Annotated in this window: 16 protein-coding genes; 10 read left to right on the forward strand and 6 right to left on the reverse strand. The window is 35.8% G+C overall.

Annotated elements, in window-relative coordinates:
- Window positions 1-119 precede the first annotated feature (119 nt).
- The 4 genes from B0I10_RS07395 (at window position 120) to B0I10_RS07410 (ending at window position 6650) form a co-directional block, all read left to right on the forward strand.
- Window positions 120-2999: a TonB-dependent receptor domain-containing protein gene (locus B0I10_RS07395; protein ID WP_112085872.1), complete on the forward strand. Its 2880-nt coding sequence runs from the start codon at window positions 120-122 to the stop codon at window positions 2997-2999.
- A 24-nt stretch (window positions 3000-3023) separates the two neighbouring features.
- Entirely contained in the window at window positions 3024-4574 is a 1551-nt protein-coding gene (locus B0I10_RS07400) for an SGNH/GDSL hydrolase family protein (RefSeq protein WP_112086008.1), read from the forward strand.
- Window positions 4575-4795: 221 nt separating this feature from the next.
- Window positions 4796-6307: a F0F1 ATP synthase subunit beta gene (gene atpD, locus B0I10_RS07405; protein ID WP_112085873.1), complete on the forward strand. Its 1512-nt coding sequence runs from the start codon at window positions 4796-4798 to the stop codon at window positions 6305-6307.
- Window positions 6308-6368: 61 nt separating this feature from the next.
- Window positions 6369-6650 carry a F0F1 ATP synthase subunit epsilon gene (locus tag B0I10_RS07410; protein ID WP_112085874.1) on the forward strand — a complete coding sequence of 94 codons (282 nt, stop codon included), beginning with the start codon at window positions 6369-6371 and terminating at the stop codon, window positions 6648-6650.
- A 218-nt stretch (window positions 6651-6868) separates the two neighbouring features.
- Here the strand turns inward: B0I10_RS07410 and B0I10_RS07415 are convergent, their stop codons facing one another.
- Window positions 6869-7075, reverse strand: coding sequence for a helix-turn-helix domain-containing protein (locus B0I10_RS07415; protein WP_112085875.1), 207 nt, complete (start codon window positions 7073-7075; stop codon window positions 6869-6871).
- Between the two features lie 2 nt (window positions 7076-7077).
- Window positions 7078-7581 (reverse strand): DUF2975 domain-containing protein, encoded by a 504-nt coding sequence (locus tag B0I10_RS07420; RefSeq protein ID WP_112085876.1) that lies wholly within the window; start codon window positions 7579-7581, stop codon window positions 7078-7080.
- A gap of 205 nt (window positions 7582-7786) precedes the next feature.
- Here B0I10_RS07420 and B0I10_RS07425 point away from each other — a divergent pair, with 205 nt between their 5' ends.
- Complete coding sequence (locus tag B0I10_RS07425) at window positions 7787-8011, forward strand: hypothetical protein (protein ID WP_112085877.1); 225 nt, start codon at window positions 7787-7789, stop codon at window positions 8009-8011.
- A gap of 22 nt (window positions 8012-8033) precedes the next feature.
- The gene (locus B0I10_RS07430) at window positions 8034-9377 is read left to right on the forward strand and encodes a deoxyguanosinetriphosphate triphosphohydrolase (protein WP_112085878.1); all 1344 of its coding nucleotides are present in this window, start codon (window positions 8034-8036) and stop codon (window positions 9375-9377) included.
- Here the strand turns inward: B0I10_RS07430 and B0I10_RS07435 are convergent.
- Both B0I10_RS07435 and B0I10_RS07440 read right to left on the reverse strand, forming a co-directional pair.
- Complete coding sequence (locus B0I10_RS07435; protein ID WP_245942958.1) at window positions 9374-10297, reverse strand: DUF3078 domain-containing protein; 924 nt, start codon at window positions 10295-10297, stop codon at window positions 9374-9376. The genes B0I10_RS07430 and B0I10_RS07435 overlap by 4 nt on opposite strands.
- Before the next feature lie 65 nt (window positions 10298-10362).
- A complete protein-coding gene (locus tag B0I10_RS07440; RefSeq protein ID WP_112085880.1) occupies window positions 10363-12129 on the reverse strand; it encodes a 1-deoxy-D-xylulose-5-phosphate synthase in 1767 nt (588 codons plus the stop codon).
- A 38-nt stretch (window positions 12130-12167) separates the two neighbouring features.
- On the opposite strand from B0I10_RS07440, the gene B0I10_RS07445 reads away from it, so the two are divergent.
- On the forward strand, window positions 12168-12611 hold the full coding sequence (locus B0I10_RS07445; protein WP_112085881.1) for a nucleoside deaminase: 444 nt from the start codon (window positions 12168-12170) through the stop codon (window positions 12609-12611).
- 120 nt (window positions 12612-12731) lie between these two features.
- Entirely contained in the window at window positions 12732-18233 is a 5502-nt protein-coding gene (locus tag B0I10_RS07450) for an alpha-2-macroglobulin family protein (RefSeq protein ID WP_112085882.1), read from the forward strand.
- A gap of 597 nt (window positions 18234-18830) precedes the next feature.
- Here B0I10_RS07450 and B0I10_RS07455 read toward each other — a convergent pair.
- Window positions 18831-19421 carry a hypothetical protein gene (locus B0I10_RS07455; RefSeq protein WP_112085883.1) on the reverse strand — a complete coding sequence of 197 codons (591 nt, stop codon included), beginning with the start codon at window positions 19419-19421 and terminating at the stop codon, window positions 18831-18833.
- 349 nt (window positions 19422-19770) lie between these two features.
- On the opposite strand from B0I10_RS07455, the gene B0I10_RS07460 reads away from it, so the two are divergent.
- Entirely contained in the window at window positions 19771-20646 is an 876-nt protein-coding gene (locus B0I10_RS07460) for a TIR domain-containing protein (RefSeq protein ID WP_112085884.1), read from the forward strand.
- 103 nt (window positions 20647-20749) lie between these two features.
- Here B0I10_RS07460 and B0I10_RS07465 read toward each other — a convergent pair whose 3' ends face one another.
- Window positions 20750-21862 (reverse strand): ATP-binding protein, encoded by a 1113-nt coding sequence (locus B0I10_RS07465; protein WP_112085885.1) that lies wholly within the window; start codon window positions 21860-21862, stop codon window positions 20750-20752.
- Between the two features lie 434 nt (window positions 21863-22296).
- Here B0I10_RS07465 and B0I10_RS07475 point away from each other — a divergent pair, with 434 nt between their 5' ends.
- Window positions 22297-23307 (forward strand): virulence RhuM family protein, encoded by a 1011-nt coding sequence (locus B0I10_RS07475; RefSeq protein WP_112085887.1) that lies wholly within the window; start codon window positions 22297-22299, stop codon window positions 23305-23307.
- Window positions 23308-23380: the final 73 nt, after the last annotated feature.

A 23380-nucleotide genomic window follows, 5' to 3' on the forward strand; every position in this document is an offset into this window, starting at 1 on the left:
GCGGATAATTTAAAAATGGCAATAAAAAAATAGTAATTATGATAAATTAGCTTCAATTTTTTAATAATATCAAAAATATTTGTACTTTGGTAGCGTAAACTAACAAAAACTCTAACTTTATGAAAGTGAAATTAATTCTTCTCACATTGTTTTTTTGTAGCATTTCTTTTGCTCAAACAACAATAACAGGAAAGGTGGTTGACAACACCAATCAGCCCATTCCGGGAGCCAACATCAAAATTGCTGGCGAAGCCATAGGTACTACATCCGATTTTGACGGAAATTTTACCTTAACAACACAAAAAAAACCGCCTTTTAAAATCGAAATTTCTTCCATTGGTTTCTCACCCAAAACCGAAGATATCAGATCAAACAACCAAAAAGTAAATGCTGTTCTGGCAGAAGAAGAAACAAGATTGGATGAAATTGTTGTCTCAGCCTCTAGATCTCCTGAAAGGGTTAGAGAGTCTCCGGTTACAATTGAAAGAATGAGTATAAAAGACATCAAAAAATCAGCGTCAGTCTCTTTCTATGATGGTCTTGAAAACTTAAAAGAAGTACATATGAACACAAGTAGTATGTCTTTCAAATCAATCAATACCAGAGGATTTGCCACAGTAGCGAATACGCGTTTTATGCAATTGGTTGACGGTATGGATAATTCATCACCTTTATTAAACTTTGTGTTAGGAAACTTAATTGGTGTTTCTGAAATTGATGTTCAAAGTGTTGAATTGTTACCGGGAGCCTCTTCTGCATTATATGGTGCAAATGCATTTAATGGTATTTTGTTCATGACCAGTAAAAGCCCATTCACTCACCAAGGAATTAGTGCGTATGCAAAAGTAGGCCAAACGAGTCAAGAAGCGGCAGGAAATAATTTGTATTATGATTATGGAGTACGTGTTGCTAAAGCTTTTTCGCCACATTTTGCTGCTAAAGCAAACTTTACCTTTATGAGTGGAACGGATTGGTTTGCCACCGACTATAGAGACAAGGATTTAGTTAATAATGTAGGAATTGATAGAACAAATCCTAATTATGATGGTATTAATGTTTATGGAGATGTAGTGTCTACCAATATTAGAAGTGTTGCATCAGGGTTGTTGAATGCTGGAGCAATTACACCGGCACAATTTACAGTTTTCAATGCAATTCTACCAAATCAAAATGTTTCCAGAACGGGTTACAATGAAGTTGATATCACTGACAACCAAGTAAGAAACGCTAAAATTGATTTTTCTTTACACTTGAAGCCATGGGCAACTGGTAGTACAGAGTGGGCAAAAGATATTGAGTTCATCTGGCAAAGTAAGTATGGATTTGGTAACACGGTTTACCAAGGAGCAAACAGATACTACCTAAATGGCTTTGAAATGCAACAACATAAACTTGAAGTAGTTGGTAAAAATTTCTTTGCAAGAGGATATGTAACTTCTGAAGATGGTGGTAATTCTTACGATATGGAGTTTACTGCGGTAAATGTAAATAGACAGTGGAAACCAGATGCGACTTGGTTTGGTCAATATGCGGGAGCTTATGTGCAGTCTACTTTAGGAGGTGCTACACCGGCACAAGCCCATGCATCAGCAAGAACTACTGCAGATACGGGCAGATTCTTACCAGGAACACCTGAATTTATTAACGCATTTAATCAAGTAATTGCTGATCCGGATGTGTTAACAGGATCTAAGTTAGTGGATAATTCTAAAATTTACCACGCCGATGCTAATTATAATTTTAGAGATGTTGTGAAATTTGCAGAAATTCAGGTTGGAGGTTCTTATCGTATTTATGATTTGAATTCATTTGGAAGAATTTATACTGATACACCGGAATTTGGTGGAATTGATTATGAAGAGTATGGTGTTTATACCCAAATTCAAAAGAAATTTTTAGAAGATAAATTGAAATTTACAGGTTCTGTGCGTTATGATAAGAGTCAAAATTTTGATGGAAATTATTCACCAAGAGTGTCACTTGTATTCTCGCCGGACGAAAAGAAAAACCACAATTTCAGAGCGTCATTTCAAACAGGATTCCGTAACCCAACAACGCAAGATCAATACATTGGATTCAATGTTGGTAATGCGGTGTTGATTGGTTCTGCACCGGATAACTTGGATCGTTACAGGGAAACATTGCCAGTAACAACTGCTACGGGTCAATTTTTTGCCGGAGGTGATTCAGTTGTTTTAACCGGTCAAAATGCATATTTTAATTCTTATACCGCAACATCTGTGAGACAATTTGCAGCATTGGCTGGTACAGATCCGGTAGCTGCGGCTGCTTTATTAAGAAGAACCGATGTTGATTTAGTTAAGCCTGAAACTGTAAAAGCGTTTGAATTAGGGTACAGAGGTCAGTTCGAAAATTTTTCTTACGACATCAACGGTTACTATAATATCTACAATGATTTTATTGGAAACTTAAACGTAGTTGCTCCTTTATATGGAACAGCTCAAGATGCTCCAAATCCTGGAGCAGGACCAACGGATGCAGGTTTCCAAACATTACATGCAATCCAAACAGGAAACATAAGAGCTTATCAGTTGTATACAAATACAGATATTGAAATCAAATCTTTGGGTTTTGGTTTAGGACTTTCAACAAAAATTTACAAAGACTTTGAGTTAGGAGCAAATTATAATTTTGCAGAGTTTAGCTTCGATCAAGCATTAGATCCAAGTTTTGAAGCTGGTTTCAACACCCCAAAACACAGAGTGAAAGGATCCATTAGTAATGACAAATTATTTAAAAACTTTGGCTTTAATGTAAGTGCACGGTGGAACTCAGAATACTTATGGCAATCCACCTTTGTTGATGGTATAATTGAAGAGGCAACTGTTATTGATGCTCAAATTAATTATTCTATTCCTAAATTAAAAACAATTGTAAAAGTAGGTGCAACTAATCTTGGTATGAGAGAGTACATTCAAGTTTTAGGAGCAGGAGCAATCGGACAACAATTTTTTGTTGGATTAACTATTAACCAATAATCAACGAATTTAAAAGATATGAAAATGATAAAAAATAATAAATGGCTGTTATTGGTTGCGTTAACCATGATAGCTTGTAGTGATGATGACGCAGTAATTGTAAACGATACTGCTGATGGATTGCCTTTAACCGCTGGCAGTGCTGATTTTTCTAAATTTGTTTCCGTAGGAAATTCTTTAACCGCAGGGTTTAGCGATAATGCCCTATTTATTGAAGGCCAAGTAAATGCTTATCCTGCTATTTTAGCAAGTCAATTTGCTTTAGTTGGTGGTGGAGAATTTAGAACTCCATTAATGAATGATAATGTGGGAGGATTACTTTTAGGCGGGAATATTATTTCAGGGCCGAGATTGTTTTTTAATGGAACCGGACCTGCTCCTGTTTCAGGTTTACCAACAACAGAGGTTTCTACTGTTCTTACTGGTCCTTTCAATAATATGGGTGTCCCTGGAGCAAAGAGTTTTCATTTAGTTGCGTCAGGATACGGAAATGTTGCCGGAGTTCCTCTAGGTCAGTCTAATCCTTATTATGTTCGATTCGCTTCATCGCCATCAGCGACTATATTAGGAGATGCTGTAGCTCAAAACCCCACCTTTTTCTCTCTGTGGATAGGCAATAATGATGTATTAAGCTATGCTACATCTGGGGGCATTGGTACAAATCAGACAGGAAACTTAAACCCAGCAACCTACGGCGGAAATGACATTACAGATCCAAATGTGTTTGCGAGCGTTTACTCGTCATTGTTAGATGGTTTAACTGCTGGTGGAGCAAAAGGTGTTGTAGCTAATATTCCTAATGTAACTTCAGTGCCATTTTTTACAACAGTGCCAACCAATCCAATACCGGGATTACCAGGTGCAAATGCCACTTCTTTAAATCAATTGTTTGGGGGAATTAATGCTGCTCTTGCCGGTGCCGGTTTGCCAGCTCGTTACGTTACCTTATTAGCAGATGATGGAAATCCTGCTACTGTTGAGGCAAATCCGTTGTTAATTGTAGATGAGTCTTTAGTTAATATTTCTGCTCAAATTACGGCAGCACTTACTCCTATTTATGGAGCTCCAACAGCGACATTTTTAGGTAATTTATATGGACAAACAAGACACGCAAGTAATGCTGCAGGTTCAAGAGACTATATCTTGTTAACAGCAAGTGGAATTATAGGAACAACTACAGCTTCTGCTCCAGCCCCTTTTAATACAGTGGGTGTTTCTTTTCCAATGCAAGATAATGCAGTGCTTACTGCAGATGAAACGGCTCAAGTTAAAACAGCAACCGATGCATATAATGCAACGATTCAATCGTTGGCAACTGCTAAAGGCTTAGCTTTTGTAGATGCCAATGCAACATTAAATCAAGTTGCTAGTGGAGGAATTAATGCTAATAATTTTACTGTAACTTCTAATTTTGTAACGGGAGGCGGATTTTCTCTAGACGGGGTTCATCCAAGTCCTAGAGGCTATGCTTTAATAGCAAATAAATTCTTTGAAGCAATTAATGCAACTTATGGTTCAAATTTTAAAGTTGTAAACATTGGTAATTATAGAATCTTATACCCTGCTGCTTTATAAATTAAGTAACATACTATTTCAAAACCACCTCTAACCAGGTGGTTTTTTTATTTCTCTACACTATTTTTAGCTCTAGAGATGCATTAGTTCGAATACTTCAAAAAAACCTAAAAAAAACATCCGTTTGGTATTGATTTTATATTTTTAAAAATTATCTTTGCACTCTGAAAAAAGACGTGTTTAAAATAAACATAAATAGCTATTAAATAAATACATAAGCAATGTCAAAAGTAATAGGAAAAGTTGCCCAAATCATCGGACCGGTTGTAGACGTAGTATTCGATTCTAAAGTTGCCGATTTACCAAAAATTTATGATTCATTAGAAATCATTAAAAAAGATGGTTCAATATTAGTTTTAGAAGTACAGTCACACATAGGTGAAGACACCGTTAGAACCATCTCTATGGACTCAACCGACGGATTAAGCCGTGGTACAGAAGTAGAAGGAACGGGTGCTCCAATTCAAATGCCAATCGGTGCAGATATCTACGGAAGACTTTTCAACGTAATTGGTGATGCAATCGACGGATTAGGCAATTTACCAAAAGCTGGTGCAGATGGAATTTCTATCCACAGACCAGCTCCAAAATTTGACCAATTATCAACTTCTACCGAAGTTTTATTCACAGGTATCAAAGTAATCGACCTTATCGAGCCTTATGCAAAAGGAGGAAAAATCGGTTTGTTCGGTGGTGCCGGTGTAGGTAAAACTGTATTGATTCAGGAGTTAATTAACAATATCGCAAAAGGTCACGGTGGTCTTTCAGTATTTGCAGGAGTAGGTGAAAGAACACGTGAAGGAAACGACTTACTTCGTGAGATGTTAGAGTCAGGAATTATAAAATACGGAGAAGAATTCATGCACTCTATGGAAAATGGAGGATGGGATTTATCCAAAGTGGACAAATTAGGTATGAGAGAGTCTAAGGCTACTTTCGTATTCGGTCAGATGAACGAACCACCTGGAGCTCGTGCTCGTGTGGCGTTATCCGGACTTTCTATCGCAGAATATTTCCGTGATGGTGCTGGTTCAGATCAAGGAAAAGACGTACTTTTCTTCGTAGACAACATCTTCCGTTTCACCCAAGCAGGTTCTGAGGTTTCGGCTCTTTTAGGTCGTATGCCGTCTGCAGTAGGTTACCAACCAACATTAGCAACAGAAATGGGTGCAATGCAAGAGCGTATCACCTCAACAAATAAAGGATCGATTACATCTGTACAAGCGGTTTACGTTCCTGCGGATGACTTAACAGACCCGGCTCCGGCAACAACCTTTGCTCACTTAGATGCAACAACCGTATTGTCGCGTAAAATTGCCGAGTTAGGTATTTATCCAGCGGTAGATCCATTGGATTCCACATCAAGAATCTTAACTGCTCAAATCTTAGGTGATGAGCATTATGATTGTGCACAAAGAGTAAAAGAAATTCTTCAAAAATACAAACAACTTCAAGATATCATCGCCATCCTTGGTATGGAGGAATTGTCTGAAGAAGATAAATTATCGGTATCACGTGCTCGTCGTGTACAACGTTTCTTGTCTCAGCCCTTCCACGTGGCAGAGCAATTTACAGGTATCCCAGGCGTTTTAGTAGACATCAAAGACACCATCAAAGGATTCAACATGATTATGGATGGAGAATTAGATCACCTTCCAGAAGCTGCTTTCAACTTGAAAGGAACCATTGAGGATGCTATTGAAGCCGGACAAAAAATGTTAGCAGAAGCATAAAACAATGGATAATTGACAATGGATAATTGTCAATTGTCAATTATCAATTATCAATTAAATTATGATTTTAGAAATAGTATCCCCGGAAGCCACTTTATTTCAAGGCGAAATCACCTCAATCACCCTACCAGGTGTTGATGGTTCATTTCAAATTTTAAATAATCACGCACCCATCGTTTCTATTTTAAACTTCGGTACAGTTAAAATAGTAGCACCAAGTTTCAAAATTAAAAAAGATGTAGCCGGAAAGTTTACCAAACTAAACGATCATACCTACACATTGGAAATCAATTCGGGAACAGTCGAAATGAAAGACAATAAAGTAATCGTTTTAGCCGACTAAACGTTTTCAATGCAATAAATACAAAAGTCATACAGCAATGTGTGACTTTTTTTTATGAGCTATTTCCCGCTATCCGTTACAAGCTTTTTTGTCTTGTTGCTTTTTTCTAAGGCAAAAAAGTAGCTCCCAAGGTCGCTCTTTTTTACCAAGAAAAAATGCAACAATCCTGCAAAAGGCTTTTCACTTCTATCGGGGCTACAACCGCCTTCGAAACAACATTATTCCTTCACAAATTCCATAATATCACCCGGCTGGCATTCCAATATTTCACAAATCAATTCCAACGTCGAAAACCGGATTGCTTTCGCTTTTCCGGTTTTTAATATAGAAAGATTGGCTGTTGTTATCCCAATTTTTTCGGCCAACTCATTCGAACGCATCTTTCGTTTGGCGAGCATGACATCTAAGTTTACTATAATGGGCATGATTAAATGGTTAATTCGTTTTCGTCTTTCATGGTTTTTCCAATTTTAAAGACTTCGGCTAAAACTTTAAAAAATAAACCAAGTCCTAACAAATATAAAAAAGGACCGTATCCAAAGTTAATTTCTACTTTATTTACTGAACTAGAGGCAATAAAGTCAGTCAGTAAATAGACAATTGATGAAACAACCACCAAAGATCCAATTTTATCAAATAAAAATTGGTTGGTTTCTTCAAAAATTAATCGTTTCCTGAAATTGTTCATTAATTTTCGAAAGTAGAATAAAGCAACTAAAAGAATTATAAAGTAAATATTACCAGCTACTAAAGCTATTTTTCCAAGTGGTGATGTCAAATCAATTGAGACAGAAGTAATTTTTATCGGTACATCTATTATTTCATTTGTAAAAATAAAAAAGAACGTAAGAAATAATATGATTGGATAAAACAGTAAGGACATAATCCAAATAAAATCGACAATCGTTTTTAAAATGTATAATTTTCTCATTTTTATTTGTTTTAAATTCGAGACAAATATATAAAAATTATTGATAAACAATAATAAATAATTAAAAAACAACTATAAATTTATATTTCCTATATCTTTGACTTTACAAAACCGGATAAGAAACTTTAAATTCAATGAACCATTTCAACCTCTTTCTTCCAAATTCAACTTTCAATTCGTACATTTGAAAATCAATTCAAAAATCATGTCAAAAGATAAAAAAGGAGTTTACACCGGCATCATCGAAAAAGATGAAAACGGCAATTATTTCTGTGGCGAATATTTGCTAGATTTCAAATACACCGAAGCCAATTTCAAACTCGGGGACGAAGTAAACATCAAAACCGTGATCGAAAATCCAAGCGATATCAGCTATAACAAATACCCAAAAAAATCAAGAAATTTCTTTTTGGCAAACGATAAGAAATAAATTTAAAACCTAGAATCTCATGATGAATTGGGAACAACTTTTATCACTCAAACGACAAGGCGACACCGGCAAACGTTTACGTTCCGAACAAGACGACACCCGTTTGGGCTTTGAAGTAGATTATGACCGAATCATTTTTTCTGCCGCTTTCCGCAGTTTGCAAGATAAAACACAAGTTATTCCACTTTCTAAAACCGATTTTGTGCACACACGTTTGACACACAGTTTGGAAGTTTCCGTTGTTGGTCGCTCGATTGGACGATTGGTGGGAAAAAAAATCATCGAAAAATATCCCTATCTCAAAGAAGCGCACGGTTTTCACATGAACGATTTTGGAGCTATCGTTGCAGCTGCTTGCTTAGCTCACGACATCGGAAATCCACCTTTCGGACATTCAGGAGAAAAAGCCATCGGCGAATATTTTAAAACCGGAAACGGTCAACAATACAAAAACCAACTTACCGCCAAAGAATGGCAAGATTTAATCGATTTTGAAGGAAATGCAAACGGCTTTTCTGTACTCACCGGAAACCGAGCCGGCATCGAAGGCGGATTGCGAATATCTTACGCCACATTGGGAGCTTTTATGAAATATCCCAAAGAAAGTTTACCCAAAAAACCAACCAATGCCATTGCCGACAAAAAATACGGGTTCTTTCAACAAGACAAAGCATTTTTTAAAGAAGTGGCAGAGGAATTAGGTTTGATTCCAAATAAATCAGGTGATGATTTGGGTTTCGAACGTCATCCGTTAGCCTATTTAGTGGAAGCCGCAGACGATATTTGTTATACCATCATCGACTTTGAAGACGGAATTAATTTAGGTTTGGTAGATGAGGATTTTGCCTTAGAATATTTAATTAAATTGGTAAAAGACAGCATTGATGCCTCTAAATACAATTCGTTAACCACCAAAGAAGACCGCATCAGTTATTTGCGTGCCTTGGCCATTGGAAGTTTAATTAACGATGCCGTTCGTGTTTTTATCGAAAACGAAGAAGCCATTTTGCAAGGAAAATTTCCTTATGCGTTAACCGATAAAAGCAAGTACAAAGCTCAAATGGATGATATCATCAAATTGAGTGTAAAAAAGATTTATCAAAGTCAGGAAGTTATCCAAAAAGAAATTACGGGCTATCATATTATCAATAACTTATTGGATAAATTTATCACTGCTTTTAACAATAAACACGAAGGGAAAATGTCGAATTACGACCAATTGTTGTTGAAACTTTTACCGGAAAAATACCGTGTAGAAAAAGATAGTTTATATGAAAGATTACTGCATATATCGCATTATATTTCACTTTTAACAGATGGAAATGCTCTTTTACTCAACAAAATTATTTCTTCAAATAATGGCTAAAAAGCATAGGTAACGCCTATTCCTAAAGCTTGTTTTAATTGTAATTTTGGACCAACAGTAACTTGTTCGCCTGCAATTTCTTCTTTGGCCTTAATGTCATCATCATAAATTAGGTGCAGACCAATATTGGCTTTAACATACTGATTTACAACTAAGTCAACGCTTAATTGCCAGTCTACATCCACATTTCCAAAGTTATTTATGTAATCGGAATATAATGAAAGGCGGTGTTCAAAAAACATATTTTTGTAGAATTCTTTCTTCCAATAACTGTTAAAGAGCATACCAAATTCGGTTCGTGTTTTCCGACCTCTTCTCAATAAATTACCTTCTTCATCATAAATTGCTTTATCTACACCAAATGAACCCATATTGGCTAAACGTTCATCTAAAACAAGCGTTGTTTTTATAGTTAATGGTGAAAAATAAAAATTCATATTTAAATCTTTACGATTGTATTCAGAACCGGCACCTAGAAAAATATAAGCCGGAGCAAATAATCTGGAGACCGGATCATTAGTGTTTGGATAGGCATACCCATCCGTGAATTGCGTGTTAAAATTAAAACGAGCCGAATAGTACCAATTTGAACCAGGTTCTTTTTTGTATCCGTAATTCGATAGAAATGAAAAAGCATCATCTGTTTTGCGAAGTTCCCTTCCTTCTTGTTTGTTGATACCGTATCGAAGTGACATTTCATTATTCCAAATCACGTTTCCTCTAACATATTTTCGTGCAAAATCACCCTTGAGCAAACCTGACACGGAACTATTTCCACCGGCATTCCAATTCACAAAAGCAATTTGACTAAAATCTAAACCAGCGATATTTTTTTTGGTCCAGTAGGTGGTATCTTTCGGAATGGTATCGCTTTCTGTTACAAGTGTTTGAGAAAAAAACAATTGTGATACGGAAAGCATAAGTAATAGCTGAAAAAACCTCATTATTCTGTAGCGTTGATTAGGAACGGCAAAAATGACCATTTTCAATAAGATGACAAAATAGAAACCAAACTTTTCACATTAATTTCACTATATTGTTGTAGTTCTTCAACCGTTCCTTGTTCGATAAATTCATCAGGAACTCCTAGTAGTTGAACGTTGTTTTTGTAATTATATTTTGATTTGAATTCTACAATCGCAGAACCAAAACCACCAATGATTGTTCCGTCTTCAATTGTAATGATACTTTCGTATTCATTAAAAATGGAATGTAAAAGCGTTTCATCCATTGGTTTTACAAATGAAAAATCATAGAGTGAAAATGATTCTGAATTTGAAATTTCAGCAAATGCTAACGTTATATTTCGTCCAATAAAACCATTCGATAGAATCGCTATTCTAGCACCTTTTTTCAATAAAGTGGCTTTTCCGATTTCAATTTTATGAAACGGTTGTTGCCAATCCACAATTTCGCCTCTTCCTCTGGGATATCTAATCGCAATAGGATGATTTAATCCCAATTGAGCGGTATAAAGTATGTTTCGCAATTCAATTTCATTCCTTGGCGAAAAAATAATCATATTCGGAATGCATCGCAAATACGCCAAATCAAAAACACCATGATGAGTGGCTCCGTCTTCGCCCACTAAACCCGCTCTGTCTAAACAAAAAATAACCGGTAAATTTTGCAACGCCACATCATGAATCACTTGGTCATAGGCTCGTTGTAAAAAAGTAGAGTAAATATTGCAAAAAACAACCATTCCTTGTGTTGCCATTCCGGCGGATAAAGTCACGGCATGTTGCTCGGCAATTCCAACATCAAAAGCTCTTTTCGGAAAAGCGTGCATCATAAATTTTAAGGAACTTCCCGTTGGCATCGCAGGAGTTATCCCAATAATTTTTTCATTTTGTTGAGCTAATTCAACTATAGTTAAACCAAAAACATCTTGAAATTTAGGTGGTAAATGACCTTCTTCTTTCAAATGAATTTCCCCTGTAATTTTATCAAATTTCCCCGGAGCATGGTATTTTACCTGATCTTCTTCTGCTTTTTGAAGTCCTTTTCCTTTGGTGGTAATGACATGAAGAAACTTTGGGCCTTTTACTTTTTTCAATCGTTCCAATTCCTGAATAACTGCAAAAATATCATGTCCGTCAATCGGTCCAGAATAATCAAAATTCAGCGACTTAATCATGTTATTCACTTTCGGATTTTTGCCCTCTTTCACGGCAGTGAGGTAGTTTTTTAAAGCACCAACACTTGGGTCGATTCCAATCGCATTGTCGTTTAAAATTACTAACAAATTAGCATCGGTTACACCGGCGTGATTCAATCCTTCAAACGCCATTCCGCTTGCAATAGAAGCATCGCCAATCACTGCAATGTGATGTTTGTTATCACCTTTTAATTGGGAAGCAATCGCCATTCCCAACGCCGCAGAAATGGAAGTGGATGAATGTCCAACTCCAAACGTATCAAATTCACTTTCGCTTCGTTTCGGAAATCCGGAAATGCCATTTAATTGCCGATTAGTATGAAAAACAGCTTTCCTTCCGGTTAAAATTTTATGTCCGTACGCTTGATGACCCACATCCCAAACCAACAAATCTTGTGGTGTGTTGAACACATAATGCAAAGCGATTGTTAATTCTACAACACCTAAACTTGCACCTAAATGACCTTCTTTTACGGAAACAATATCAATGATAAAGTCGCGTAATTCTTGAGCCAATTGAAGCAATTGATTCATGCTTAATTTTCGTAAATCAGATGGAAATTCGATATGTGCCAGTAAATTTTCACGCATGGTGCAAATGTACGAATTGAAATTGTATTTTTGTTTCTATGGAAAATCCTTTCACCGACGAGTATTTTATGAAAAAAGCCCTGCAAGAAGCCGAAGTTGCTTTTGAACAAGGCGAAATTCCCGTGGGAGCCATTATTGTAGTAAAAAATAAAGTCATTGCCAGAACGCATAATTTAACCGAATTACTTAAGGATGTCACTGCTCATGCCGAAATGCAAGCTATTACCTCTGCTGCCAATTTCTTAGGCGGAAAATATTTAAAAGGATGCACCTTATACGTTACTTTAGAACCGTGTCAAATGTGTGCCGGAGCTTTGTACTGGAGTCAGATTTCAAAAATTGTCTTTGGAGCTCGTGATGAGCAAAGAGGTTTTATGACAATGGGAACCAAATTACATCCGAAAACAGAAGTCGTTTCAGGTATTTTAGCTCAAGAAGCATCCGATTTAATGCTGCGTTTTTTTGCTTCCAAACGGAAATAATTTATTCCAAAAATTCTTCTTAAAAATAATTATCTTTAACACAATATTTGGAATACTTTTTGTGTTATTGCAGATAAGTACCCACTCATTTCCCCGTTCCACTTTTAATCATTTTGAACAATGTCAATCAAACGTTTGATGCAACTCCTTGTTGCGGTTGTTGTGCTACACTCTTGTGGCAAAAAAGAATCTACAGAAGATTTTAATTCTGATTTTTCATTGTTTCACGAATATATACTGAATTTCAGTTCCGGTTTGGTTTCGGCCAATTCCGATATTCGAGTAACCTTGGCATTCGATAAGCAGGAATGGCAGCCAAATCAGGAAATCGACAAAAGTTTGTTTGATATTTCGCCGAGTGTGAAAGGAAAAATGGTCGCATTAGCTTCCAACACCATTGCTTTTGTACCCGAAAAACCATTGGAACAAGATACCGAATACCGTATTATTTTCAAATTATCCAAACTCATAAAAACTGAAAAAGGGTTAGAAGAATTCAAATTTTCTATCAAAACTTTAAAACAAGATTTTATCGTGAATGTGATGGATTTGCAATCCTACAGTAGAGAATTAAATTACCTAAACGGAACAATTCAAACCAGCGATTTATTAGATTTTACAACAGCTTCAAAACTAGTGGAAGCCACTCAAGACGGAAAAAAATTAAAGATTAAATTTGATAAATCACTCAGCACTAAAACGGAATTCAAATTCATTATCGACAGTATTCAACGCAAAGTAGAAGATGATAAAATTGAAATTTCGTGGAACGGAAGACCCTTCAACATCGACCAAAAAGGAAGCGTAGAATATGAAATTCCCGGTAAAAATAATTTCAAAATAGTGGGAATGGAAGTAGGTGACGAAGACAATCAATCCCTATTCATCAATTTTTCTGATCCCATCAAAAAAGGACAAGATTTACAAGGTTTAGTTTCGGTTGAAACTGCTCAAACCACCAAATTTTTAATTGAAGGAAATTTATTAAAAGTCTTTTTCAGCGAACCACTCAAAGGCGATTTGTTAGTGGAAGTTTTTCAAGGAATTACCAGTGATGAAGGCTATAAAATGAAAGAAACTTTTTCGCAAAGAGTAGCGTTCAACGAAATGAAACCGAACATTCGCTTTGTGAAAAACGGATCAATTTTGCCAAGTTCAAACAACTTAAAAATCAATTTTGAATCGGCTAATCTAAAAGCGGTTGACGTAAAAGTGTATAAAATTTACCAAAACAACGTACTTCAGTTTTTACAAGATAATAACCTAAACGGAAATCGAAATTTGCGAAAAGTGGCTTCGCCAATCGCCAAACAAACCATCAATTTATTAGATAAAAAACTACCGAATTACAGTAAATGGAATACGTTTGCTCTTGATTTGTCAAAAATTATTACACCGGAACCTGGTGCAATTTATCGTGTAGAAATGTCTTTCAAAAAAAGTTATTCGTTATTCAAATGTTCCGAAATAACGACTGATTCCGGAGAAGATCGAGAGGATGATAATGAAGAAGTACGTTCAAACGACGATGATTATTATGATTATTATTGGTATGATGATTACGATTGGTACGACAGCCAAGATGCCTGCCAAAACGATTATTTCCGTCGTAGACCAATCGGAATGAATGTTTTAGCTTCTGATTTAGGAGTCATTGCCAAACGTGGTGAAAACGGTTCGTACACCATTGCCGTAACCAACATTGTCAATACGCAACCCATTTCCGGTGCTACCGTTGAATTGTATGATTTTCAACAACAGAAAATTGCTTCAGGAACATCTGATGCCGAAGGAATGGCTTCGTTTGAAGTAAGTAAATATGCCTATTTTGCTTTAGTTTCAAAAGATAAACAAACCACATACGTAAAATTAGACGAGGGCTATTCGCAATCGGTCAGTAATTTTGATGTGTCCGGAGAAAAATTACAAAAAGGACTCAAAGGTTATATTTATGGTGAAAGGGGCGTTTGGCGTCCGGGCGATACATTGTTTTTGAGTTTTATATTGAATGATGCCGCCAGCAAATTAGACAAATCGCATCCCATCCAATTCAAATTGAATGATCCAACCGGAAAATTGACTTTTCAATCTGTTCAAAAATACAATGAACTCAACCATTATAAATTCATCATTCCAACCCGAGACAGTCATCCTACCGGAAGTTGGGAAGCGGTGATAAGTGTCGGCGGAGCTCGATTTTATAAAAACATCAAAATTGAAACCATCAAACCGAATCGATTAAAAATCAAAAACAAATTCGATTCCGAAATTTTATCCACATCCAAAATAAATGTCAGCGAAGTAGAAGTAGCTTGGTTGCACGGTGCCGTTGCCAAAGATTTAAAAATGGAAATGCAAGCCAAAATAATGCAACAAAAAACCACTTTTAAAGGTTTCGCCAATTATAATTTTGATGACCCAATTCGTCAATTTGAAACCGAAGAAACGACAATTTATAACGGAAAAGTAAATTCAGAAGGAAAAGCAACCGTGCGTTTTCAACCCAAAGTAAGCAGTCAATCTCCCGGAATGTTGAAAGCCAGTTTGATGACGAAAGTCTATGAAAACGGAGGCGATTTCAGTACCGATGTGATGGCAACAACACTTTCACCTTATCAAACGTATGTTGGTTTAAAAACGCCCGAACCAAATAAATACGGCTTATTAGAAACTGGAAAAATGAACCGCTATGACATTGTCACTGTCGATGAAAAAGGAAATCCAAAATCAGTACAAAACCTGAAAGTGCAAGTCTATAAAGTAGAATGGCGTTGGTGGTGGGATGCTAGTTATGACAACCTTTCCAGTTATGTTTCCTCCAATTCAACCACAGCATTTAAGAATTTCAACGTTAGCACCAATTCCACAGGAAAAGCCAGCGTTCAATTTAAAAACGACGAAAATGAATGGGGTCGTTATTTAATAAGAGTCACCGATGAACAAGGCGGACACGCTACCGGTTCAACCGTAATGATTGATTGGCCCTATTGGTCGGGAAAAACCAGAAATACCGATGCTTCCAATGCATCCATGTTGCTATTTTCTACCGATAAAAAGAATTACGCTGTGGGCGAAAAGGCCAAAATTTCCTTCCCATCTAGTGTCGGCGGAAGAGCGTTAATTTCGTTAGAAAATGGTTCTCGAGTAGTCAAAACCTTCTGGGCAACCACACAAAAAGGCGAAACGAAAGTCGAAATTCCGATTACCGGCGAAATGGCTCCAAATGTATTCGTGCATATCACCTTATTGCAACCGCACGCTTCCACATTAAACGATTCACCGATTCGTATGTACGGAATTGTGCCCATTGAAGTCATCGATAAAAACACCATTCTCGAACCCCAAATTACTATGCCGGAAGTTTTAAAACCGGAGGGAAAAGTCAACATCCGCGTAAGCGAAAAATCAGGGAAAGCGATGACTTATACGCTGGCCATTGTGGATGATGGTTTGCTCGATTTAACCCGTTTTAAAACACCAAATGCGTGGAATAGTTTCTATACTCGTGAAGCGTTGGGTGTAAAAACCTGGGATATTTTTGATGACGTTATTGGAGCGTATGGCGGAAGAATCAACCAAGTCTTCAGCATTGGTGGTGACGAAGATTTAGGCGGAAGCAAAGCCAAAAAAGCCAATCGTTTTAAACCTGTGGTGATGTATTTTGGCCCATACAAATTAGAAAAAGGAAAATCCCAAACGCATAAAATTACGATGCCAAATTATGTCGGTTCGGTTCGAACAATGGTCGTAGCCGGAGATGTAAATTCAAGTGCTTACGGTTCAGCTGAAAAAACAACGCCGGTTAGAAAACCTTTGATGGTCTTAGCTTCGTTACCAAGAAAAATTTCTCCAACCGAAAAAGTAACGTTGCCAGTGACGATTTTTGCGATGGAACCACAAGTAAAAAATGTTTCATTACAAATCAAAACCAACAACGGCATTCGAGTAGTAGGAAGCAGTTCGCAAAGTTTATCCTTCGCTCAACCGGATGAAAAAATGGCGTATTTTGAGTTGGAAGTAGGCAGTGCAACCGGATTGGCAAAAGTGCAAGTCATCGCCACGTCCGGAAACGAAAAAGCAACGTACGAAGTCGAACTCGACATCACTAATCCAAACCCAATTACGAATGAATTTAGCGATATTGTTTTAGAACCCAACAGTTCAAAAACGATAGCTGTTTCCACCTTCGGTGTCGCCGGAAGCAACAAAGCTCAATTGGAAGTTTCGTCTTTCCCAACCATCGATTTTAGCAGAAGATTGCAGTATTTAATCCAATATCCACACGGTTGTTTGGAGCAAACGACGTCGAGTGTTTTCCCGCAATTGTATTTGGCAGATATTTTCGATTTAGACCAAAATCGCAAAAACGAAATTCAGAAAAACATCAAAATCGGAATCCAAAAATTAGGCGGTTTCCAAATTTCAAATGGCGGATTTTCCTATTGGAGCGGACAAAATTATGCCGACGATTGGAGTTCATCCTACGTGGGTCATTTCCTCATTGAAGCAGAGAAAAAAGGCTACGTTTTACCCATAAATTTCAAATCAAAATGGATTGCCTATCAGCAAAAAGCGTCCAAAGAATGGCGATTGAACAAAGGCTATCACAACGATTTTGCTCAAGCCTATCGTTTGTACACCTTGGCTTTAGCGGGTTCGCCCGATATGGCCTCAATGAACCGTTTGCGTGAAACTACCGGAATTTCCAACGAAAGCAAATTGCGTTTGGCGGCTGCGTATGCCTTGGCGGGACAAAAACAAGCCGCTCAAACGCTATTCAATCAAAGTAAAATTGACGAAACAAACCAAAACCATTACTACTATTACGGTTCGCCCGAACGCAATAAAGCAATGGCTTTGGAAACGTTATTGCTAACCGGAAACAAACAAAGAGCCTTCAAAATGGCGACGGATTTGGCGAAAAATATGGCTTCTGATCAATGGATGAGTACGCAAACTACGGCGTATTGCTTGTATGCGATGTCAAAATTCGCTCAACAAAATGGCGTAAAAGGAGTTGAAGTAACTTATTCATTAAATGGAAAATCACAAACTATTACCACCACAAAATCATTGGCAAACCGAAATTTAGAAATCAAAAACGGAAGCAATTTCATCACCATCAAAAACACAAAATCCAATACGTTGTATGTGCGAGTGCTCACGAGCGGCATTTTGCCAATCGGTCAGGAAAAAGCGATGCAAAGTAAATTATACACCAATCTCGTCTTTAAAAACAGAAGCGGAGCCATAGTAAACGTTTCAAAAATCGCTCAAGGAACCGAGTTTATTGCCGAAATCACCATCCGAAACCAAACCAACGAACGCGTGGAAAATCTGGCATTAACCCAAATTATCCCATCCGGTTTTGAAATTGTAAACACCCGTTTCACCGATTTTGGCAGTTTTGGCAACAACGTAGCCGACCATATTGACATTCGCGACGACCGCACGAATTTCTATTTTGGCCTCAAAGCTAACGAATCCAGAACGTTCCGAGTGCTGTTGAATGCGTCGTATTTGGGCAACTATTATCTACCCGGTATGCAAGCCGAAGCGATGTACGATAACACGTATGCGGCGAGAACATTGGGTCAATGGGTGGAAGTGGTGAAGGAGTAGTTTTTACACAATCTTGACATACCGCAAAGTGTGTCATTTCGACGATAGAGAAATCACATAAAGTAGTTTAAGACAAACTATTTCAGACGATCTTGTCATTCCGACGCAGGAGGAATCTTATAAAGTAATGAAGAAAATAATAATTAGCCAACGTTATGTGATTTGCTTCGCCTGTTCGCTTCGCTCGAGTCTCCTATCGTCGAAATGACACAGTACCATAAAAACAGTATTAATATGAAGCCAATCCCGCTTTCCATTCCAAGCTTGTTTGCCAAAGCTGTTTTTTCTAAGACGCCCCAAGTCGCGATAGCTATCTGGATTGGTCGCTTTGGGTCAGCAAGGAAAAAGCAGCTTTGGCAAACAATGCTCTTGCATTGCAATCGGGGCTAGAGGGTTGGTTTTAAATTTAAAGATTTGAAAGAAGTTTTTCTCGTAAGAATGTTGAATAATCACAAAAATAGATACGCGTGGTCAAAGTTTGTATTTAGGGAAAACTATTAATTTCAAACATGTATCATTATTAGTAATAATTAAGTTGTTCTTATTTTTTTTGATAAAAGTTTTTAATTTTTTCTTCGCATATTTAAAATTAATTTACTATTCCTTTATACATTCTAAATATTCCCAATCACCTGTATTCGCGGTAGAAACATTTCCAAGGTTCGCAGCAGGTGCATTCCCAAGAGATGCATAAATAGGTCTATTGTGAATGGCTTTAAAAGTTGTTGGCGTAAATTCTAGAATATACATTCCATATAAGCCAATTTTACCTGATGTATTACAAATAATGCCAAGGTCAGCCCTATATTGAGAAAAATACCCTGAACTTGTTGTAAAGACACAATCTTCTGTTGGCCTCAAAACATAACTTTGATTAGTCACTCCGGCAACTAAACTACCAGAACTCATTTTAAAATGTACATATCTAAAACTATTACAATCTCCAAAGGGTTGCTGTTCAATTAAATTAGCAGTTCCATCACAAAAAGCATAACCTCGCTTTACAATTTTCCAATTACCTAATAAATCATTTAATGTTCCCGTTATAGTAAATGGAAATTGATTTGTAGTCGCTTCTTTACTAAAACAATCTTGTGAATAATTATTGTCACTATTGTCTTCGTTATTACTTGATGAGCATGCAATTATAATTAGAGCAACCGCTACAATAGTCAAAACTTTTTTCATTTACATTTGTTTAAATTAATATTTTGCAATGTACTAATATTTTTAATTTGTTGTAATAATTACATATACCGATATTTTCAGAAAATTATCAACTTCAATATTGGTAAAACAATTAATAAACAATTAATAGATTTTAAAAAATGTAGTGTATATTTGAAATAATTTAATCTTTACAAATTATAATAAGTTTAAGAGTTAAAAAGATTTATTATTAAAGCTTTTTAGGTGTTACATTACAAAACCTATTCAATACTTTTAAGATAAAACTTAAAATGCATTTGACAAAAAGTTAAAATAACAGAAAGAGCTAAATAAAAACCAAGAGTAAGTAACTTTAAATTAATATTTTATGAAAAAATTATCTATTTCAATTTTAATTACATTCATGATGTTTTCATCTTGTAAAGAGAATAATGAAATTAAAAATACTGAAACCATAAAAAATGAAGTTTTAGAAATTGATGAATTATTTACTGTAAAAGAGAAAATATCTAAACATGAACAATTAAATTTCATAAAAGATTTTTATGCATTAACTGTTGTCGATACAATGTTAATGAAAGACAAATCATTGGATAGAATCGCTTTGACAAGAGCTATAAAAGAGTTAGTGAAAGATTTTGGTTTTAGTGGAACAGAAATAGATAATAATAAACTAAATGAAGCACTCAAAAATTCAAAGACAAAATACGAATTAGCAAATGCAATTTATGATAATGATATAGAAAAAAGTTTGGCCTCTGATGGATTAATTACTTACGACATTGAAAAATTGACTGATAATATTTTCAAAATATATAGAAAAGATAGAGCAAGCATGGGTGGAAGTGATTTACTATTCAAGTACATTGATGAAAATTTTTCACCCATTAATGAAGATATGTTAAAAAAAATAGTGGAACCTTCGCTTAATTTAGTTTCTGAAAAGTTAAATCGCAAATTTTATAGACAATCAGCTAAGTATGACACTTATACAAGTACAACTATTGATGGAGAAAAGTATTTCACTATACCATACTATGAAAATTATAACGATGAAGGAGGTGCTGGATTTCAATTTAATTTATTAATTGCCTATAATGGTAATAAATTTCATTATTTATATGATGACCCACGAACAGACAGTGATAATTGGACATTTGATGAAGATGATTCAAAATCAGGTTTTGTTGAGTTTGGAGCAACAGGAGTTCCTTTAAACCCTAAATGGACATTGATAAAATAATCTGTGGGATGTGTTAATTTGTCAAGTTTTGGTTGTTATTAAATTTATGTAATTTTTTTAAAAAAAAAGCTCTGCGTATTCTATAAGTTCGGAGTATATTTTATCACAAATACTCCCAAAAATTCCCAGAATGAATCACAATCGTTTCTTTCGGGTGATATTGTTCGGTAAATGACTTGGTGAATCGCACTTGCTTTTTAGGATTGTATTTGATTTCATACGCTGTGATTTCGTTTTCCAATATTTCTAAAAAATCAATTTCGGCTTTTTGGGTGTTTCGCCAATAATGTGTTTTACCGTAAAAACCAGCGTAACTTAATTTTTTGATGCGTTCGCTAATGAAAAAGTTCTCAAATAACGCACCAACATCCTGTCGGTTTTGCAACGGGTTAAATTGGCCGATAATCGCATTTCGAATACCATTGTCATAAAAATAAATTTTAGGTTTGGCGGTAATTTCATTTCGTTGGTTGGTTGAATACGGATGCAATCGAAAAATCACAAAAACTTTTTCCAACAAATCAATATAATTGACAACGGTTACTCGGTCAACTCCCAATATTTTAGCTAACTCATTATATGAAACTTCACTTCCCACTTGAAGAGCCAAAGCATTGAGTAACTTCATAAGCAAATCCGGTTTTTTGATATTAGCCAACTCCAAAATGTCTTTATACAAATAACTTCCGGCCAATTCCAGCAGAATTTTTTGCTTTTTGCTTTCAGTAACCACTTCGGGATATAAACCATAAACCAAGAATTCTTCTAAACGATTGTGAGCTACCGCAAAACTGTAATGCTTACTCACTTCTTGCCAACTCAATGGGAAAAGTTGATGCTCCCATTTTCTTCCGGTAAGCGGTTCATTAATTTCGTTGCCTAAATCTAATGAAGAAGATCCCGTCAAAATAAATTGTTTATCTAATTTGGCATCAACCAGCATTTTTGCAGTGATGCCAATGTTTTCAATACGTTGAGCTTCGTCAATCACAATCACATCATAATCTGCCACTGTATTTTTAAGAAACGTAAAGTTAGCATTCGAAAATTGTAAACGCGTTTGCGGGTCATCACCGTTTAAAAACAAGACTTTTTTACCTTCTACAAGGTTTTTTATTAAGGTTGTTTTTCCCACTTGACGTGGACCAAGTAGCACAATGGCTTTCTTTTTATCCCAATCTTCTAGGATATTTTGATGTAAATCTCTCGCTATCATAATCACAAATGTAGTAAAAAAAGTTTATAACCACTAAAATATTATAATTTTATATGATTGTAACCCTAAAATATTGTAATATTTTATGATTGTAACCCTAAAATATTATATTTATTTGTTGAAATGAAAGGATGTTAATGCAATATTTTCTGTAATTTTACCGTTGTTAAAAACAAAAGTTTATTCGTTATTCGTGCTCAAACCCTTCCTCCATAAAACAAAAACCAAAATCGGCCAACACAAAATCAAATTCATTTTGATTTTGCTCTTGTTGGTTGGTTATTATTTTCGTTTACCGCGAACGCTTTTCAATAAACTAGATTCTGTTACCTTAAGTCTTTCTATTATGTTATAAGCAATCAACACCTAACTAAAATAGCCTATTTGATTGACTTTATTTTTTGTAAATTTGATTAAGTAATCAACTAAAAACCATGTCTGAAAGCTCTCTTATCATTTATCAAACCGAAGACGGAAAAACCAAAATCGAAACCCGACTTGAAGACGAATCGGTTTGGCTGACGCAAGCTCAAATGGCAGAATTATTCCAAAAAGCAAGAACTACTATCACTGAACACTTAAAAAATATTTTTGAAGAGGGAGAGTTAGAGGAAGGTTCAGTATGTCGGAATTTCCGACATACTGCCACAGACGGTAAAAATTATATGACAACTTTTTACAACTTAGATGTAATTATTTCTGTTGGTTACAGAGTGAAAAGTCATCAAGGCACAAAATTCAGGCAGTGGGCAACCGCTAGATTAAAAGAATACATCGTGAAAGGATTTACTATGAACGATGAACTTTTAAAGCAAGCCGGCGGAGGCAATTATTTTGATGAATTGTTAGCTCGCATTCGCGATATTCGTTCATCTGAAAAAGTGTTCTGGAGAAAAGTTCTTGACATTTATGCAACTAGTATTGATTACGACCCAAAATTAGAATTGTCGGTTCACTTCTTTCAAGCAGTACAGAATAAAATGCATTGGGCAGCCCACGGAAATACAGCGGCTGAAATTATTTTTAAACGAATTGATGTTCAAAAACCAAATTTAGGATTAACAACGTTTAAAGGTGAAAAGCCAACTAAACAAGAAACTGAAATAGCAAAAAATTACCTAACAGAAAGCGAATTAAATCTTCTGAACAGAATGGTGACAGCCTATTTAGAACTTGCAGAATTACAAGCATTGAACCAAAAACCAATGTATATGAAAGATTGGATTGAACGTTTAGACGATTTCTTAAGAATGACAGGAAATGAGGTTTTGCAACATGCAGGAACAATTAGTCATGAGCAAGCTTTGAAAAAGGCTAATGAAGAATATAAAAAGTTTAAAGCGATTAATCAACAAATCCTTTCTAAAGCGGAAGAAGATTTTTTAAAGCAATTGGAAACTACTGGAAAGCAGATTGAAATCAAAAAGGGGAGAAAAAAAGATTAAATAAAATTGTCTTGGATAATAGTTAACCAGCTTTTTGAAATCTCTCACTTTACATCAAATTACAAATAACCGC

Origin of the sequence: Flavobacterium lacus, assembly GCF_003268815.1 — a bacterium.
GTDB classification, from domain to species: Bacteria; Bacteroidota; Bacteroidia; order Flavobacteriales; family Flavobacteriaceae; genus Flavobacterium; species Flavobacterium lacus.

Coding starts and splice junctions, on each gene's coding strand:
- B0I10_RS07420 (WP_112085876.1), bottom strand. CDS start 7,581: ATGAGAAAATTATACATTTTAAAAACGATTGTCGATTTTATTTGGATT.
- B0I10_RS07445 (WP_112085881.1), top strand. CDS start 12,168: ATGGAAAATCCTTTCACCGACGAGTATTTTATGAAAAAAGCCCTGCAA.
- B0I10_RS07440 (WP_112085880.1), bottom strand. CDS start 12,129: ATGCGTGAAAATTTACTGGCACATATCGAATTTCCATCTGATTTACGA.
- B0I10_RS07425 (WP_112085877.1), top strand. CDS start 7,787: ATGTCAAAAGATAAAAAAGGAGTTTACACCGGCATCATCGAAAAAGAT.
- B0I10_RS07435 (WP_245942958.1), bottom strand. CDS start 10,297: ATGCTTTCCGTATCACAATTGTTTTTTTCTCAAACACTTGTAACAGAA.
- atpD (WP_112085873.1), top strand. CDS start 4,796: ATGTCAAAAGTAATAGGAAAAGTTGCCCAAATCATCGGACCGGTTGTA.
- B0I10_RS07465 (WP_112085885.1), bottom strand. CDS start 21,862: ATGATAGCGAGAGATTTACATCAAAATATCCTAGAAGATTGGGATAAA.
- B0I10_RS07395 (WP_112085872.1), top strand. CDS start 120: ATGAAAGTGAAATTAATTCTTCTCACATTGTTTTTTTGTAGCATTTCT.
- B0I10_RS07450 (WP_112085882.1), top strand. CDS start 12,732: ATGTCAATCAAACGTTTGATGCAACTCCTTGTTGCGGTTGTTGTGCTA.
- B0I10_RS07410 (WP_112085874.1), top strand. CDS start 6,369: ATGATTTTAGAAATAGTATCCCCGGAAGCCACTTTATTTCAAGGCGAA.
- B0I10_RS07455 (WP_112085883.1), bottom strand. CDS start 19,421: ATGAAAAAAGTTTTGACTATTGTAGCGGTTGCTCTAATTATAATTGCA.
- B0I10_RS07430 (WP_112085878.1), top strand. CDS start 8,034: ATGAATTGGGAACAACTTTTATCACTCAAACGACAAGGCGACACCGGC.
- B0I10_RS07400 (WP_112086008.1), top strand. CDS start 3,024: ATGATAAAAAATAATAAATGGCTGTTATTGGTTGCGTTAACCATGATA.
- B0I10_RS07475 (WP_112085887.1), top strand. CDS start 22,297: ATGTCTGAAAGCTCTCTTATCATTTATCAAACCGAAGACGGAAAAACC.
- B0I10_RS07415 (WP_112085875.1), bottom strand. CDS start 7,075: ATGCCCATTATAGTAAACTTAGATGTCATGCTCGCCAAACGAAAGATG.
- B0I10_RS07460 (WP_112085884.1), top strand. CDS start 19,771: ATGAAAAAATTATCTATTTCAATTTTAATTACATTCATGATGTTTTCA.